This is a genomic window from Rothia sp. HMSC068E02, assembly GCF_001813565.1.
Taxonomy (GTDB): Bacteria; Actinomycetota; Actinomycetes; order Actinomycetales; family Micrococcaceae; genus Rothia.
The window spans coordinates 1,056,098-1,071,009 of record NZ_KV812882.1 but is presented as its reverse complement, the minus strand read 5'-3'; the positions used below and the strand labels follow the sequence as shown (position 1 = coordinate 1,071,009).

The following is a 14,912-nucleotide window of genomic DNA, read 5'->3' as shown; positions in this document are numbered from 1 at the left end:
ACCCGACGGCGGCACCCGCTACATCAGCATGAACATCCTGGTTGATGGCGGTAAGCTGTACGTTCCCGAGCGTACCGGCGGCAAGATTTTCGTCATCGACACCAAGACCTTCAAGGTAGAGAGCAGCTTCGACACCAAGGGCAACGCTGAGGGTGAGGTTCGCCCCTCCGACATCGCGATTGACCACTCCCAGAACGAAATCTACGTCTCCTCCCAGGGTGTGAAGGGCGCGAACTCCGGCGTGTCCATCTACGATGCGACCACCCACGAGTTCAAGAAGTTCATCCCGGTCGGCACCCAGGCACTCGCCCTGGACAATGACGAGGCGAATGACCTGGTGTACGTCTCTGACTTCGGCACCGGCAAGGTCGGCGTGATTGACGGCGGCGCGGCGGACAAGCTGATTGCCGAGGTCGCCATGAACGGCGGCAAGGCAAACGACCTGGTTGTGCTGCCCAACGGTTCCGTGGTCGCTGTGGACAAGCAGGCTGGCGCAACCGCAACCGTGCCCTACGTCCTCGACGGTACCACCGGTACCGTCAGTACCTCCAGCCAGGTCACCAGCAAGCCTTCTAAGGACAAGCAGGGCAACGAGGTTCCCGCCAAGACCTCCGAGATTCAGGCGAACTCCATCCTGAAGTTCAAGGTCACCGCAACCGCAGGCGACAACTCCGAGGTCAAGCAGGTCACCCCCGAAACCCGCGAGTTCCAGGGCTACCCGGCAACCGCCACCAAGACCAAGGCAACCGACTCTACCACCCCCTCCACCGAGGCACACCGCACCGTGGACGCAAACGGTAGCGTTGCGAACATCATTCAGGGTCTGCCCGGCCAGTTCCAGGTTGGCTACTCCAAGAAGAACCACAAGCTGTTCGTGCCCACCGTGGGTGCACGCGGCGGCCTCGCTTCCTCCCTGGCACGCGTGGATGCAGACACCCTGCAGACCGAGGCTTTCGCCGAGCTGCCCGTGAAGAAGAACGACAAGGGCCAGTATGGTTACACCTCCGCGTACGGCGTGACCGTTGATGACGTGGACGGCACCGTCTGGGTTACCAACACCACCGACAACTCCGTGGCAGTGTACGACCAGCAGACTCTCAAGCTCATCTGGAGCAACGAGGGCGTGAAGAAGGACGACCCGAACTGGATTGAGCACCCCCGCTCCGTTTTGGTTGACCACAAGTCCGGTAAGGCGTTCGTGACCGGCCGTTACTTTGTCTCTGCTATTGACCTGAAGACTAAGCAGGTTGAGAAGATTCAGCTTGAGGGCGCACCCGACGGCGGCACCCGCTACATCAGCATGAACCTGTTCCTCGATGGCGGCAAGCTGTACGTGCCCGAGCGCACCGGCGGCAAGCTCTTCGTCGTGGACACCAAGACCTTCAAGGTTGAGAAGACCATCCAGACTCAGGGTGAGGATTCCACCGTTGAGGTTCGCCCCTCTGACGTTGCTGTGGATCACTCGCTGAATGAGATTTACGTATCTTCCCAGGGTGTGAAGGGCGTCAACTCCGGTATCTCCGTGTACGACCTGACCACCGGCGAGTTCAAGAAGTTCGTCAAGTTCGGCACCCAGGCGCTCGCTCTGGAGCACGATGAGGACCGCGACCTGGTGTACGTAACCGACTTCGGCACCGGCAAGGTGGCTGTCTTCGACGGCCGCGCTGACGAGGTCATCGGCGAGGTCGAGATGAACGGCGCAGCCGCGAACGACGTGACCCTGCTCAAGGACGGCTCCGTACTGGTCCTCGACAAGAAGGACCGCGACGAGAAGGTGACCCTGCCCTACGTGCTCAACGGCACCACCGGCGAGATCAGCACCGCCAGCGAGTACACCACCCTGCCCACCAAGGACCGCCAGGGTAACGACGTTCCCGCATCGGTTCAGCAGCTGAAGGCTAACTCGATTCTGAAGTTCAAGGTTGGCCTGAAGGACACCGACGCGAGCGCAGCTCCGGTGGGTATCACCCCGACTTCGCTGGACTTTGCGGGTTACCCGACGGTGACCGGTGTGAAGGCTGAGGAGTCGAAGCCTGCTGACCCGAAGCCGGCTGACCCGAAGCCGGCAGATCCGAAGCCGGCAGATCCGAAGCCTGCTGACCCGAAGCCTGCAGATCCGAAGCCTGCTGACCCGAAGCCTGCTGACCCGAAGCCTGAGGATAAGAAGTCTGACGCTAAGTCTGAGAACACCGCAGAGGCTAAGGATCAGACCTCCAAGGATCAGGCATCTCAGTCTGACTCCAAGTCTGACGCTAAGACCGGTGCACAGGACTCCAAGCCTGCTCCGGATGCTGTGAAGGCTGATAAGTCCGGTTCGGCTGTGAAGAACGGTGGCTCCTCTGCAGGTGGCTCCGATAATTTGGGCAGTGGCTCCTCGGTAGCTAAGAGCGACGCAGGTTCCTCGCAGGCTGGCTCTTCGCGTGGCGCTTTGGCGAACACCGGTGCGAACGCTGTGATGCCGCTGGTTGCTTTCGCTTCTGTGGCTCTGATTGCGGGTGCTGCTTTGGTGATGCGCCGCCGCAAGGCATAAGCGTAGCGTTTAGTTTTCGGGCGTAAAGGCTCGATGTAACGCGTGAGGAGGCGGGTATTTTCTCTTTCGGATTCTTTGAATCTGGGGGGAGGGAGTACCCGCCTTTTGTATGCCTGCTTGGGCTAATGCTGGGTGGGTGGTTTTAGAGCATATTTATATATGTGCACTTGTCTGTAAAAATATAGGTTTTGAATGTCGGGAAAATGTTTAACCCGTGATGAATCCTGTGGGCGCGCCTCACCTAAACTTTTACATTAATGTGTAAATATAAAAGTATCACAACACCCCTCGTGACCTGGGTTTTTGCCTGCAAGCGCAAGGAAAAACCAGGGGAACGCCTCAACCTTCACGTGATACTGAAGGCGAATTAGGGGGCCACTCACAAAAACACAAAACACACCCACGTCGCTGCTTGTATTTTCCTGGGAAAACACTGAGGATTAGAAGGTAAGTAAATTTATGCGTTACCTACACTTCTGCTTTTCGTGCCGTCGAATATGTCACCGCATATTCACGGGTGTCTCGTTAGCATTCGCATGCGGCATGTGAGCACTTCCGTTACACATTTGAAGGACACACATTGAACCTCACTCCCTCCTCGGGCAAAGCATTGAAGGGGCTCGCCGTCGGCTCCCTGGCGCTCGCAATCTCCGGCGCAGCCATGATTCCTGCCTCCTTCGCAGCACCGAATACCGCACATCAGACCGCTTCCCCCAGCGCATCGGCTCCTTCCACCGCAGCGCTGAGCCGCGTTGTTGACACCTCCGCGTCCGTCGCGCAGATTACCCAGGGTCTGCCCGGTCAGTACCAGGTTGCCTACTCTAAGGCGACCAACAAGATCTGGATGGTCGGCGTGGGTGCCCGCGGCGACCTCGCCTCCACCATTGCTCGTGTCAACGCAGACACTCTTCAGATTGAAGAAGTGGCGGCGCTTCCCTTCGAGCTGGATAAGAACGGCGAATTTGGCTACATTTCCGCGTACGGCATCACTGTTGATGATGTGTCCGGTACCGTGTGGGTTACTAACACCACCGACAACTCCCTGTCTGTGTTCGACCAGAACACCATGGAGCAGATTTGGACTAACCACGGTATCTCCGAGAGTGACCCGAACTGGATTGAGCACCCCCGCTCTGTGCTGGTGGACCACAACTCCGGCAAGGTGTTCGTGACCGGCCGCTACTATGTGTCCGCAATCGACATGAAGACCTTCCAGGTCACTAAGCTGCAGCTGGAAGGCGCCCCCAATGGTGGTACCCGCTACATTGGCATGAACATGACCATTGACGGCGACAAGCTGTATGTGCCCGAGCGCACCGGCGGCAAGGTCTTCGTAATCAACACTCATACGTTCAAGACTGAGCAGGTTATTCAGACCCGCGGCGAGAATTCCTCCGTTGAAGTTCGCCCCTCTGACGTCACTATTGACCACTCCGAGAACGAAATTTACGTCTCCTCGCAGGGCGTGGACGGCGTGAACTCCGGTATCTCTGTCTATGATCTGACCACCGGTGCGTTCAAGAAGTTCGTTAAGTTCGGTACCCAGGCGCTGTCCATGGAGAACGACGAGAACCGCGACCTGGTGTACGTTACCGATTTCGGTACCGGCAAGATTGCTATCTTTGACGCTAAGACCGACCGCGTGATCGGTGAGGTTGAGATGAACGGCGGTAAGGCTAACGACCTGACCGTCACCGAGGATGGCTCCGTTGTTGCAGTGGACAAGCAGGATATCGCTAACACCACTGCGGCTGTGCCCTACGTGCTGAACTCGAAGACCGGCGACGGCACCATGACCGACACCTACACTTCCAAGGCGACCGTGGATCGCAACGGCAAGGCTGTTCCTTCCTCGCAGCAGAAGCTGGTTCCGAACTCCATCGTGAAGTTCTACGCTGAGGTTTCTGAGGGTGAGTTCACCTCCACTGCGACCATCAACCCCGCTAAGGTTCCCTTCCAGGGCTACCCGAAGCAGGCTACCGCAGTGCTGATTGACCCCACCCTGAACTTTGCTGAGGGTACCGTCGACATTACCCGCCCCTACACCTTCCACGTGTCCGGCTACGACTTTGAGAAGCCCCCAGCAGAAGGTATTCGCCTGTTCCTCGTCAAGGAAGGCGAATGGTCGATGGGTTACGACAAGCTGACCGATAGCGAACTGGCGAATATTCAGAAGGTCTCCACCGTCGTTCCGGCGAGCGCGTTCGTCTACAACGCACGCACCGGCAAGTACTCCTTCGACGCAACTCTGCGTGTTCCCGCGAACACCATGCAGTACAGCCAGGGCTATATGCTCGGTACTGTCACCGCTGGTTCCGACGTGGCTACCAACCGTAATTACGATTCGGCTGTTTCGCTGATTGTTAATGATGCGAAGGACGCCGGCAATGCGGATAACCGCGATGAGGCTGAGGAGCCGGCATTCCCGACCAATGCTTCGGCATCGCCTTCCGCATCTGCTGCTGTAGCAGAAAAGAAGCCGGCAGCTGAGCAGCCTAAGGGCGAACAGTCGAAGGCTGAGGAAGCTAACGACCAGCTGGGAACCACCGCGAAGACCGCGCCGCTGAAGAACTCTTCTTCGGTGAAGTCTGAGGATCAGTCTAAGGGCTCCGGTTCGGATTCTCAGGTGAGCGCTTCGGCAACCAAATCTGCGCCTCAGAGCAAGGGCTCGCTGGCTAAGACCGGTGCTCAGAATGTTCTGAGCCTGGCTGCTGTTGGTGCGTTTGTGCTGATTGCTGGTGCCGCTGTGATGGTGCTTCGCCGCCGTAAGGCATAGTTTCTTGCTCTAGTTTGAGCGGATGCGCCCCGTACATTGTGCGGGGCGCATTTTTGTGCCTTGATGCCGTGGTGTTGTGGTGCCGTGGCGCCTGAACGAGGCAGGCGCGGGCACGGAGGCGGGCGCTGCGGAGGTGCCGGATGGCTGTCGGGGGGGGTCTGCACAGCTGGGGGAGGAGTCTGTTTTTAGGCCTTGCACTCAGTGTAAAATATGTGACTCATTTCACCGCTTTTCGATTTGGTTGTTTCTGGGAACCTCTGTATAGTTATATGTGTTGCCAGGGAGACCTGGTAAAAGAGATGTAAATCTCACGGCCCCATCGTATAGCGGCCTAGTACTCCGCCCTCTCACGGCGGCAACACCGGTTCAAATCCGGTTGGGGTCACACTAGGAAAAAAGCCTTGATTCTTCGGAATCAAGGCTTTTTTGTTTATATCTGTCTTTTTCAAGAAAGATTAAAAGCGAGAAGCCACATGTGTTTGAAACACATGTGGCTTCTCAGCGGTATATGGGACCCGGAATCTACTGTGCCGACGCCTCAGCAGAAGCAGTAGTAGCCTCAGCGGAACCTGCAGCGGTCGCCTCCGCAGACGCAGTACCCTCAGCGGAAGCGCTCGGGCTCAGCGACGGAACCGGCGAGGCAGACGCAGTACCCGGAGCACGACGCACCATACGCCAAGTGCCGTCCTGGTAGTGTGCCACAATCTGGCCAGCCACCGGCTTACCCGGGTACTTGAATACCTCGGTCAGCGGCTGCACACGATCATTGGTCTTGCTGTACACGCCAGCACCCTCAGCACCATCAATTACCATCTCGGTTGCCCAAGTGTAGTAGCCGGTGCGGGTGTCCTTAGTCGGGCGGTCAGCAGTCAGCGACAGAATCATCGGACGCTCGGAACCAATCACCCAGCCGCTCTCCGAAGCGTACATGCTCTGGAAGAACTCAGCCACAGTCGAGTAGTCGCCGGTGTGGTCAATGTTTGTGAAGCGTACACCGTCACCGGTCAGTAGCAGGTAGTTCAGGGTAGCCTGCCAGTACGCGATGAACGCATGCAGACCCTCAACACTGTTCTCACGCAGCTTCGCCGGCTCAACCGGGATCGCGACGTTTACAGCCTTGTGCTCCTTGGTGCCGGGCTCAAAAGTGCCAGTGGAGGAGTAATCGGCAAGAACGACCTCACCCTTCATGCTGGGGCCAGCCTCAACGGTGGTGGTTGCCGCCGCGGTGGGGGAGACGGATGCGGTAGCGCTTGCGGTCGAAGACTCGGTAGCGGACGCGCTCGCGGTCGCAGAAGATTCGGAGGACTTTGAGGAACATGCGGCAAGAAGCACGGCGGTGCCCAGGCCCAGTGCGGTCAGGGCGGTGCGGCGGGTATACATGGTAGACATGGGGCTCTTTCTGAGGTGAATAAAGTATGTGCCGGTATTGAACTAATTCCAGAATATCGCAGGGGAGCGGTCAGCCCAATGTTGTGTACGCCTCCAATGCCGTAAAAGCGGCGGTAGATGACGAAAAACACGGGACCCAGAGATTCTCGCACGACTACGATATGGCCGGGGTTCTAAACGGAGGCACCGGAGCTGCTCGCGCTTGAAGTGGGTGAGATCGGAGCTAGTTTGACTCGTTCATTCCAGACCGTCCATGCACCATCCTGATATTTCAAGGCAAAGAAGAAATCATAATCGCCAGTATTGCCATCCAATGAGGTCATGGGTAGTTCCCGGCCATCTGTATAGTGAATCGTTGTTTTCTTGTGGTAGCGGCTGGTGGCCCTCCAACGATACTGGTGCTCGTTAACCTGCTCTGGAGCGTCCTCGGTCAGGTTCGCTGAGACTGGTGCATCTGCGCCGTACATCCAGCCAGTGTTGCTCTTATAAAGCTTGGAGAAGGCTTCTGCCTTGTAGATATCGTTTCGGTTTATATCCACAGCCATGAAGGGTTCAATATCACCGGAGAGTATCAGGTAATTGAAAGATGCTACCCAGAAGCCTATGGCGGCGTACATGCCCTCTGTCGTCTTGGCCCTCATCTTTGCAGGAGGAATAGGCTTGGGTGGATTCTCCGCCTTCTTTGAGCTGGTCGCGGGAACGTAGGTGCCGCGTGATTCGTAGCTGTTAAACTTCAGCTCGCCCTTGTAGGAGCGCTGTTCCTTGGGCGTGCTCGGGTCGCTGAGCGGGCGAATATCGCTGGCGCAGGCGGTCAAGGAGGCGAGCGCGGCGGTGGCGGCGATGCCAAAGGCGGCGCGTCGGGTCACGAAGGTGGACATAAGGTACCCTTCAATAGATTATCGGTGTATCTATTTCAGGGTACCTTAGCGTATTTGGATATGTTTATGATTTCTTGGGTATCAAACCTGGGAAAATACTACAAAAACTGCGTTAGCTAACGAAAAGTGCTGTTTGTTAGGCGTACGTGGTGTCGATGTCTATGCCACTGCATCCTAAACGTTGAGGCCAGAATTGCTTCCGCCCGAGGAGTCGGGGGTAGCTGTCGAAGAGCTTTTCGTCTCAACGGTGACCATCCACGCATCGTTTCGATATTTCAACACAAAGGTGACCTCATCGTTACTGGAACCACCGCTCGGCTCACCCAGACGAATGTCCCTGTCCTCGGGCACGTAATGGAGAACAGCATCCTTATGGCTGTGGACAATACCCTTCCAACGGTACTGCTCATCGTCAACCTTCTGAGGGGTCTCCTCGGTCAGCTCAGCCACGAGCGGCGTCTCGGTGCCGTACATCCACCCCTCATTCTTCTTGTACAACTCTACGTATGCTTCCATCTTCCGCACGTAGATGACATCCATGTCCACGGCCTTGAGCGGCGTGTCGTCGCCTGTAACCGTCAGATAATTCAGGGACGCGACCCAGTAGCCTATAGCTGCGTACATGCCCGAGGTCGTCTTCGATTTCATGTTCACGGGAGGGGTGGGCATAGGCGGGTTCTCCGCCTTCTTCGTGCTGCTTGCAGGGCGGTACGTTCCGGTGGACTTGTAGCTATTGAACTTCAGCTCGCCCTTGTAGGGGCGCATCGGGTCAACTACGCTCGGGTCCTCCAGCGGGCGGATATCGCTGGCGCAGGCAGTCAAGGAGGCGAGCGCGGCAGCGGCAACAATGCCCAGGGCAGCGCGTCGGGTAACGAAGGTAGGCATGAGAACCCCTCAATAGTTTGTTCTGTGCTCTTAAGCGTACCCGAGCAGGTTTGTTGACACATTCAAAGCCTGCACCTGCTCGTCTGCGGGAACAGTTCAACACGACCGTACGCAGGCCATGCAAACAAAAAGGGGAAGCTCCCGCACGCAGCCTCAACTGCATTCGAGAGCTTCCCTCATCGCTATAAATGACTAGGAACGCGGGTTAGGCACTAGCGCTACTCGCCTCTGAAGAGGGGGAATCAGCTTCTTCATCACTGAGTAAGAACCAGGCGCCATCCTTATAGTCAAACGGAAAATTGGTTGCCTCGCTCTTGGTCGATCCATCAACCAGAGGAACAGGGTCATGACCCTCAACGTGAGCCTTTGCATTGGGATCATAGATAATGCGTCCGAGCCAATCGTAACGGTTGGGACCGCCCTCAACTTTTTTGGGAGCATCAGTCAGCAGCTGAATGGTAACCGGCGCATCCGTGTCATACACCCAGCCCTTACCGGAAGAGTAGATAAGAACAGCATTGGCGTGATCGTTCGCATAGCGGCCTTCAGGGTCAGCCTTCTTGAGCGGTTCGAAATCGCCGGTCATGAACATGTAGTTGAAGCTTGCCACCCAGTAGCAGAGGAACTGGTACATGCCCTCAATGGTTGCCTCGTTCATCTTCTCCGGAACAACAGGCTTCGGCACGTTCTGCGCCTTCTTCTCAGCCGTGGCAGGAACGTACTCGCCGTTCTTCTCGTACTTGTCGAGCTTTACGGTACCCTTGTACGACTTCTTAGCGGAAGACGACGCAGATGCTGAGGCGGATGCGCTCGCAGACTCAGAAGCGCTAGCGCTCGCCGAATCCTCACCGGAGGCGGAGCTATCAGCCAGCGGGCGGATATCGCTAGCGCAAGCAGTCAACGCCGCAACTGCGCCGGCACCGGTAGCGGCAGCTAGTGCTGCACGTCGAGAAAGAAAAGTTGCCATGAAAAATCCTTAAATGATAAGTAGGGTAAGGGATGAAGCTCTGGAGCTTATTAACCCTATAAGTGAGGTAGATCCTCACCCCTAAGGTGAACTCTGCAAAGATGCTCTAGGCGTTATTAGGGGTAGCCTCAGTCGATGCTTTAGCGCTTGGGCTTGGAGTGCTCTGCTCGCCGCCCTTAGTGGCGGCATAAAACCATCTACCGTCCTTATAGGACAACTTCAGCTTGGCGTGGTCAGGAGTCAAAGCCTTACTAGGGAACATAGGCTCATCTGCTCGCCCTTCAATGCGAGACATCGCATTAGAATCCCTAACAAATCTGATAGGCCAAATATAGAGGGTGTCGCTACCTGATGCCTTTTCAGGCCGGGGGGTTAGCATCTCAGTTTGAACCGGTTTCTCCGAACCGTAAAACCATCCCTCATTGGTTTCGTATACAGTTACATAACCTTGAAAAGCTTTGACGTCCTTGCCAACAGGATCAGCTTCTTTCAACGGTTCAACATCACCGGTAAGTACTAAGTAGTTGAGGCTTGCTTCATAAAAACTATAGGCCGCGTAAGCTCCATCAACAGTATTCTCGTACATATTTGCCGGCGGTCGAGGCCTAGGCATGTTCAGCGCCTTATGCGTCTCATCCGCAGGGATATACTCGCCCTTCTTCTCATAGTTGTCGAACTTTACCGGCCCCAGATAGGACTTCTCAGAAGAACCACCCGAAGAGGCGCTAGCAGAAGGGCTCGCAGACTCAGAAGCGCTGGCACTGGCCGAAGCCTCACCGGAGGCGGAGCTATCAGCCAGCGGACGGATATCGCTAGCGCAAGCTGTCAGCGCCGCAGCCGCGCCAGCACCGGTAGCAGCTGCTAGTGCGGCACGTCGAGAAAGAAAAGCTGCCATGAAAAATCCTTAAGTAGTGCGTATCAGAAGATGAGGGAAACTAACTATCGTTGTTCAAAAGCATGCGCCACATGCCTTCCTTGTACTCCATGATGAACTTCGTCGTGCGAGGAATCGTCTTTTCTTCCTCAACGATAGTCGCATCAGGCTCACCCTCAATGTGGTACTTAGCGGCAGCGTCATACGCGACGGTCACAAGCCACTCGTAACGGTCCGGCTTATTAGCAACCGGCTGAAGCTCATTCTCCGCAATCTCAATCTTGTACGGCTGATCCGAACCGTAAACCCAACCCAGACCCGACTCGTAGAGCTTAATCATGGTCTTAGAGCTCCTCAGAAAAGCCTTCGCCGGATCCGCCTTCATCAGCGGCTCAACGTCGCCGGTCAGAATCAGATAATTCTGGGACGCAAGCCAATAACCCATCAGAGCGTAGGCGCCCTCGGGGCTGTTTTCCTTCATCTTCTCCGGGATCAGAGGCTTTGGCACGTTCTGCGCTGGCGCATCCGCATTCGCAGAAATGTAGGTGCCGTTCCGTTCGTAGTTATTGAACTTAATCGGGCCAACATACGAGCCGGGAGTGTGACCATCCGTCGGCGAAGGCGACGCCGAGGCGCTCGCAGAAGAGGAAGCCGCGCCAGAAGCAGTAGCAGAAGCCGAGGCAGAGGAACCGCCGGAACCCTGAGATATTGAACCCTGCGACAGCGGGCGAATATCGCTAGCGCACGCAGTCAGCGCCGCAAGAACACCGGTCGCACCAACCCCCAGGAGAGTACGTCGAGTGAAGAAGGTAGTCATCGGAAGCCCTTCGTTGGAGCCAATACAGAGCAAATCACGCCACACACCGCGGCAGGCATACGCACCCCGTACAGACCTATCAGTACGTCAATGTATATATTTTTAAGGTTACCCGAGAGCCACCACATAGCCCCGCGACCACCTCAAGTGTTCAGAAAATTAAGACCCCACACCCAGCGTTTTACCAGGTGCGGAGTCTTATCACATAAGAAATCACTACGAGAGCGAACCCTCTGCAAGGCGGCAACTACGCGGCGCTAGACAGCTCCCACTTGCCGTCCTTGTACTCAAGGCGGAACCTCGCCACCCTCTTCTTCGACTCATCAGCGCTCGTTGCCTTCTCAGGCTGATTCCTATAATGCCGCATCATCTTCGGGTCCATGTAGGAATAGCCTTCCCAAATAAAGCGGGTATTGTCGCTACCCGGCACCTCACGAGGAGCATCCGTCAGCAGCTCAACAATATACGGAGTTTCCGTACCGTACACCCAACCAGCACCCGACGCATACAGCTTGATCGTGCTCTGATACTTCTCCCAACCGTAGCCGTTGTAGTAGATATGTTCAATCGGGGCCGGGTTACCCGTCATCATCAAATAGTTCAAGCTAGCAAGCCAGAAACTCAAGAAAGCATACGCACCATCAACGCTGTGCTCCTTCATATTCGCCGGAGGAACAGGCTTCGGCATATTCTCAGCCGGATTCGTAGCGCTCGCCGGAACGTACTCGCCGGTCTTCTCGTAGCTATCGAACTTCATCGGACCCTTATAGGACTTACCCGAAGACGGAAGACCCGAAGCAACCGAAGCACTCGCAGACGCAGAAGGAGAAGCCGAAGCACTCGCAGACGCAGTTTCGGAGGCGGTCTCGGAGGCGGTCGCCGCCTCCGACGGAGAAGCCGAGCCAGTGCCGCCAGCTAGCGGGCGAATATCGCTAGCGCACGCAGTCAACGCAGAAAGCGCGCCAGCAGCAGCAACACCCAGGGCGGTACGTCGAGTGAAGAAAGTAGTCATCGGAAGTCCTTCGTCGGATCCTTCACCCCCAAAGCCGTCAGCGCGAAGCTCACAACCTGCAGGTAAAGACCACATGTAGTACGTCAATGTATATACGTTAAGCGTACCCGAGCGCCCCTCCTCCGACCCCGAACATCCGCTGGGTTTTCCCCTGGGTGTTCCCTGGGTTTCCTACCCTGGGGTTCCGCAGAGTTACGGCAGAATTTTCGCAGAGTTTCGGCACAAAGAAACCCCGCCCACGGTGCATTACCGCAGGCGGGGGAGAAGCCTACCTCAAACCGTTAGACCGGAACCGATATGGTGGGGCCTAGACAGAAGAAGAGCTAGAAGAAGCGGAAGCCGACGAAGAAGAGCCTTCATCGCCGGTGAGCATAATCCACCTACCGTCCTTGTATTCCACGGCAACCTTCGCCAGCTTGCCATTCGGGCTAGAAGCGGTCTTAAAGGGCTGGTCAGACTTGCCCTCAATGTGAATCTTCGCATCGGCGCTGTAGTTCATGTATGCCGGCCAGTCGTAACGGGTACCCTTACCGGACGCCTTCTTCGGTGAACCACTAGTCAGCTCAAGAGTAACCGGGGTATCCGTACCGTACATCCAGCCCAGATCGTTCTCGTACATGATCGTAAGTTCCTGCAGACCATTCACATACACATCTGCAGGGTCAGCCTTCTTCATCGGCTCAGTATCACCGGTCATTAGCGCATAGTTAAAGCTTGCCAGCCAGTAGCCAATGAACGCATACATGCCATCAACGTTATCTTCGTTCATGTTCGCCGGGGCGAGGGGCTTGGGCACATTCTGCGCCTTCTTCTCGGCAGTGGCAGGAACGTATTCGCCGTTCTTCTCGAAGTTATCGAACTTCACAAAGCCCTTATAGGACTTGTCCGAAGAAGCAGATGCGGAAGCAGCGGCCGAGGCGCTTTCAGAAGCGGAGCTAGACGCCGAACCTTCAGCCGTCGGGCGAATATCGCTAGCGCACGCAGTCAATGCAGCCAGCACACCGGCACCGGTCGCACCCAGCGCCACGCGGCGGGACATACCAGCAGAAATGGGGGAAGGGCTCGTCATAATCAGCCTTTCATAGGAAGTCAACAAAGGAAATTGAGTGAGTTGACAACCCCATCATACCGGCAAACACGCAGATACCCGGCAGTAGCCGTCATCGAGTGCCGATGACAAAGCAACCTAATACCGCTGCAAAGCAATCTAAATACCGCAGCAAAGCATCACCGAGTTCCGGCATAAAGAAACCCCGCCCACGGTGCATTACCGCAGGCGGGGGAGAAGTCTATCTTAAGCCGTTAGACCTTACCTATAGGGTAGGTGCTTAGACAGAAGAAGACCCGCCGGCAGAGTCAGTCGCAGAAGAGCCATCCTCACTGCTGACCATAATCCACTTACCGTCCTTGTACTCCACACTAACCTTCGTCAGTTCCCGCGAACTATCCTCCATGAAAGGTTCATCAGGGCTGCCTTCAATGTGAATCTTCATATCGGCGCTGTAGTTCATGTACGCCAACCAGTCATAACGAGTTCTGCTACCGGAAATTTTCTGTGGTGAATCAGAAAGCAACTCAAGAGTCATAGGGCTATCCACACCGTAGAGCCAGCCCGCATTATTTTCATAGGCAACCGTCAAATTCTGGTAATTCTGCAGTGAATCCGCAGATTCAACCTTCTGCAGCGGCTCAGTATCGCCGGTCATCAGCAGATAGTTGGAACTCGCCAACCAATAACCAACGAACGCGTAAATACCGTCAACGTTCTGCTCGTTCATGTTCGCCGGAACGAGAGGCTTCGGCACATTCTGCGCCTTATGAGTGGCGGTTGCCGGAACGTACTCGCCGTTCTTCTCGAAGTTATCGAACTTCACGAGGCCCTTATAATGCTTGCCGGAAGAAGCAGAAGGCGAAGCGCTAGCCGAGGCACTGGGTGAGGCACTAGCTGAAGCGCTCGCGGATGCACTAGCAGAACCGGAAGTAGAGTTAGACGCCGAGCCATCAGCCAGCGGGCGAATATCGCTAGCGCACGCAGTCAATGCAGCCAGTACGCCGGCACCGGTTGCACCCAGTGCCACGCGGCGGGACATACCAACAGAGGTGGGGGAAGGGCTCGTCATAATCAGCCTTTCAAAAGAAGTCAACAAAGGAAATAGAGTGAGTTGACACCATCATTATACCCTAAGCACATGAATGGATATCAAATACCACTACCTATATCCTTTTGCGAAGAAAGGTCTAAAAAGCTGCAATTAGTGCACTAGGACGCTGAGGGGCTCGCAGACTCCGTGCTCTTATCAGCATCCTTATCTTTCTGAGTGCTCATAAACCAAGCACCCTCCTTATACTCCACAACAATCCTCATCGCCTGCCCCTGAGAATCTTCTGCCCTAGCCAGCGACTTATCGCGGTTGTCCCCCTCCGTCAGATGCCTCTTCGCATTCTGGTCAACCAGAGAACGAGCACGCCAGAAATAACGAATACGGTCGCCCTCAACCTGCGTGGGAGTGTCCGTCATCAGGTACACAGACATCGGCTCACTCGTATCGTAAATCCAGCCGCGCCCTGTCTCATAGAGCTTAACCATCGGCTCAAGCTCCTTATAGTATTCGCTACTCGGGTCCGTCTTCTTCAACGGCTCAATATCACCCGTCAACGCCAAATAATTAAAGCTAGAAATCCAATAGCCAATCAGCGCATAAATACCGTCAATGCTCAGCTCCTGCACCTTCTCCGGCATGAGCGGTTTGGGCACGTTCTGCGCCTTCTTCTCAGCCGTGGCAG

The 14,912-nt window shown here is 55.8% G+C and carries 12 protein-coding genes and 1 tRNA gene; 3 read left to right on the top strand and 10 right to left on the bottom strand.

What is annotated here, in order from left to right:
• The 3 genes from HMPREF2919_RS05825 to HMPREF2919_RS05815 form a co-directional block, all read left to right on the top strand.
• Positions 1-2,530: DUF5074 domain-containing protein (locus HMPREF2919_RS05825; RefSeq protein WP_070666794.1), on the top strand; the 2,530-nt coding region annotated here is incomplete at its 5' end.
• A 580-nt stretch (positions 2,531-3,110) separates the two neighbouring features.
• Complete coding sequence (locus HMPREF2919_RS05820; RefSeq protein ID WP_070666752.1) at positions 3,111-5,306, top strand: LPXTG cell wall anchor domain-containing protein; 2,196 nt, start codon at positions 3,111-3,113, stop codon at positions 5,304-5,306.
• Positions 5,307-5,618: 312 nt separating this feature from the next.
• A tRNA-Glu gene (locus HMPREF2919_RS05815) sits at positions 5,619-5,691 on the top strand.
• A 137-nt stretch (positions 5,692-5,828) separates the two neighbouring features.
• Here HMPREF2919_RS05815 and HMPREF2919_RS05810 read toward each other — a convergent pair.
• The 10 genes from HMPREF2919_RS05810 to HMPREF2919_RS05765 form a co-directional block, all read right to left on the bottom strand.
• Positions 5,829-6,695 carry a DUF6318 family protein gene (locus HMPREF2919_RS05810; RefSeq protein ID WP_070666750.1) on the bottom strand — a complete coding sequence of 289 codons (867 nt, stop codon included), beginning with the start codon at positions 6,693-6,695 and terminating at the stop codon, positions 5,829-5,831.
• Positions 6,696-6,868: 173 nt separating this feature from the next.
• The gene (locus HMPREF2919_RS05805; RefSeq protein ID WP_049345427.1) at positions 6,869-7,573 is read right to left on the bottom strand and encodes a DUF6318 family protein; all 705 of its coding nucleotides are present in this window, start codon (positions 7,571-7,573) and stop codon (positions 6,869-6,871) included.
• 174 nt (positions 7,574-7,747) lie between these two features.
• Positions 7,748-8,458 (bottom strand): DUF6318 family protein, encoded by a 711-nt coding sequence (locus tag HMPREF2919_RS05800; RefSeq protein ID WP_070666746.1) that lies wholly within the window; start codon positions 8,456-8,458, stop codon positions 7,748-7,750.
• Between the two features lie 205 nt (positions 8,459-8,663).
• Positions 8,664-9,425 carry a DUF6318 family protein gene (locus HMPREF2919_RS05795; RefSeq protein ID WP_070543160.1) on the bottom strand — a complete coding sequence of 254 codons (762 nt, stop codon included), beginning with the start codon at positions 9,423-9,425 and terminating at the stop codon, positions 8,664-8,666.
• 106 nt (positions 9,426-9,531) lie between these two features.
• Positions 9,532-10,320: a DUF6318 family protein gene (locus tag HMPREF2919_RS05790; protein ID WP_049353172.1), complete on the bottom strand. Its 789-nt coding sequence runs from the start codon at positions 10,318-10,320 to the stop codon at positions 9,532-9,534.
• A 40-nt stretch (positions 10,321-10,360) separates the two neighbouring features.
• Positions 10,361-11,116 (bottom strand): DUF6318 family protein, encoded by a 756-nt coding sequence (locus HMPREF2919_RS05785; protein WP_049353171.1) that lies wholly within the window; start codon positions 11,114-11,116, stop codon positions 10,361-10,363.
• Between the two features lie 247 nt (positions 11,117-11,363).
• Positions 11,364-12,128, bottom strand: a complete 765-nt coding sequence (locus HMPREF2919_RS05780) for a DUF6318 family protein (protein WP_049353170.1) — start codon at positions 12,126-12,128, stop codon at positions 11,364-11,366.
• 307 nt (positions 12,129-12,435) lie between these two features.
• Entirely contained in the window at positions 12,436-13,197 is a 762-nt protein-coding gene (locus tag HMPREF2919_RS05775; RefSeq protein ID WP_080973371.1) for a DUF6318 family protein, read from the bottom strand.
• A gap of 259 nt (positions 13,198-13,456) precedes the next feature.
• The gene (locus HMPREF2919_RS05770; RefSeq protein ID WP_044150520.1) at positions 13,457-14,248 is read right to left on the bottom strand and encodes a DUF6318 family protein; all 792 of its coding nucleotides are present in this window, start codon (positions 14,246-14,248) and stop codon (positions 13,457-13,459) included.
• Positions 14,249-14,388: 140 nt separating this feature from the next.
• Positions 14,389-14,912: DUF6318 family protein (locus HMPREF2919_RS05765; RefSeq protein WP_049355189.1), on the bottom strand; the 524-nt coding region annotated here is incomplete at its 5' end.

Excerpts from the sequence above, each read along its gene's own strand:
- HMPREF2919_RS05810 (WP_070666750.1), bottom strand. The coding sequence starts at position 6,695 with ATGTCTACCATGTATACCCGCCGCACCGCCCTGACCGCACTGGGCCTG.
- HMPREF2919_RS05805 (WP_049345427.1), bottom strand. The coding sequence starts at position 7,573 with ATGTCCACCTTCGTGACCCGACGCGCCGCCTTTGGCATCGCCGCCACC.
- HMPREF2919_RS05800 (WP_070666746.1), bottom strand. The coding sequence starts at position 8,458 with ATGCCTACCTTCGTTACCCGACGCGCTGCCCTGGGCATTGTTGCCGCT.
- HMPREF2919_RS05795 (WP_070543160.1), bottom strand. The coding sequence starts at position 9,425 with ATGGCAACTTTTCTTTCTCGACGTGCAGCACTAGCTGCCGCTACCGGT.
- HMPREF2919_RS05790 (WP_049353172.1), bottom strand. The coding sequence starts at position 10,320 with ATGGCAGCTTTTCTTTCTCGACGTGCCGCACTAGCAGCTGCTACCGGT.
- HMPREF2919_RS05785 (WP_049353171.1), bottom strand. The coding sequence starts at position 11,116 with ATGACTACCTTCTTCACTCGACGTACTCTCCTGGGGGTTGGTGCGACC.
- HMPREF2919_RS05780 (WP_049353170.1), bottom strand. The coding sequence starts at position 12,128 with ATGACTACTTTCTTCACTCGACGTACCGCCCTGGGTGTTGCTGCTGCT.
- HMPREF2919_RS05775 (WP_080973371.1), bottom strand. The coding sequence starts at position 13,197 with ATGACGAGCCCTTCCCCCATTTCTGCTGGTATGTCCCGCCGCGTGGCG.
- HMPREF2919_RS05770 (WP_044150520.1), bottom strand. The coding sequence starts at position 14,248 with ATGACGAGCCCTTCCCCCACCTCTGTTGGTATGTCCCGCCGCGTGGCA.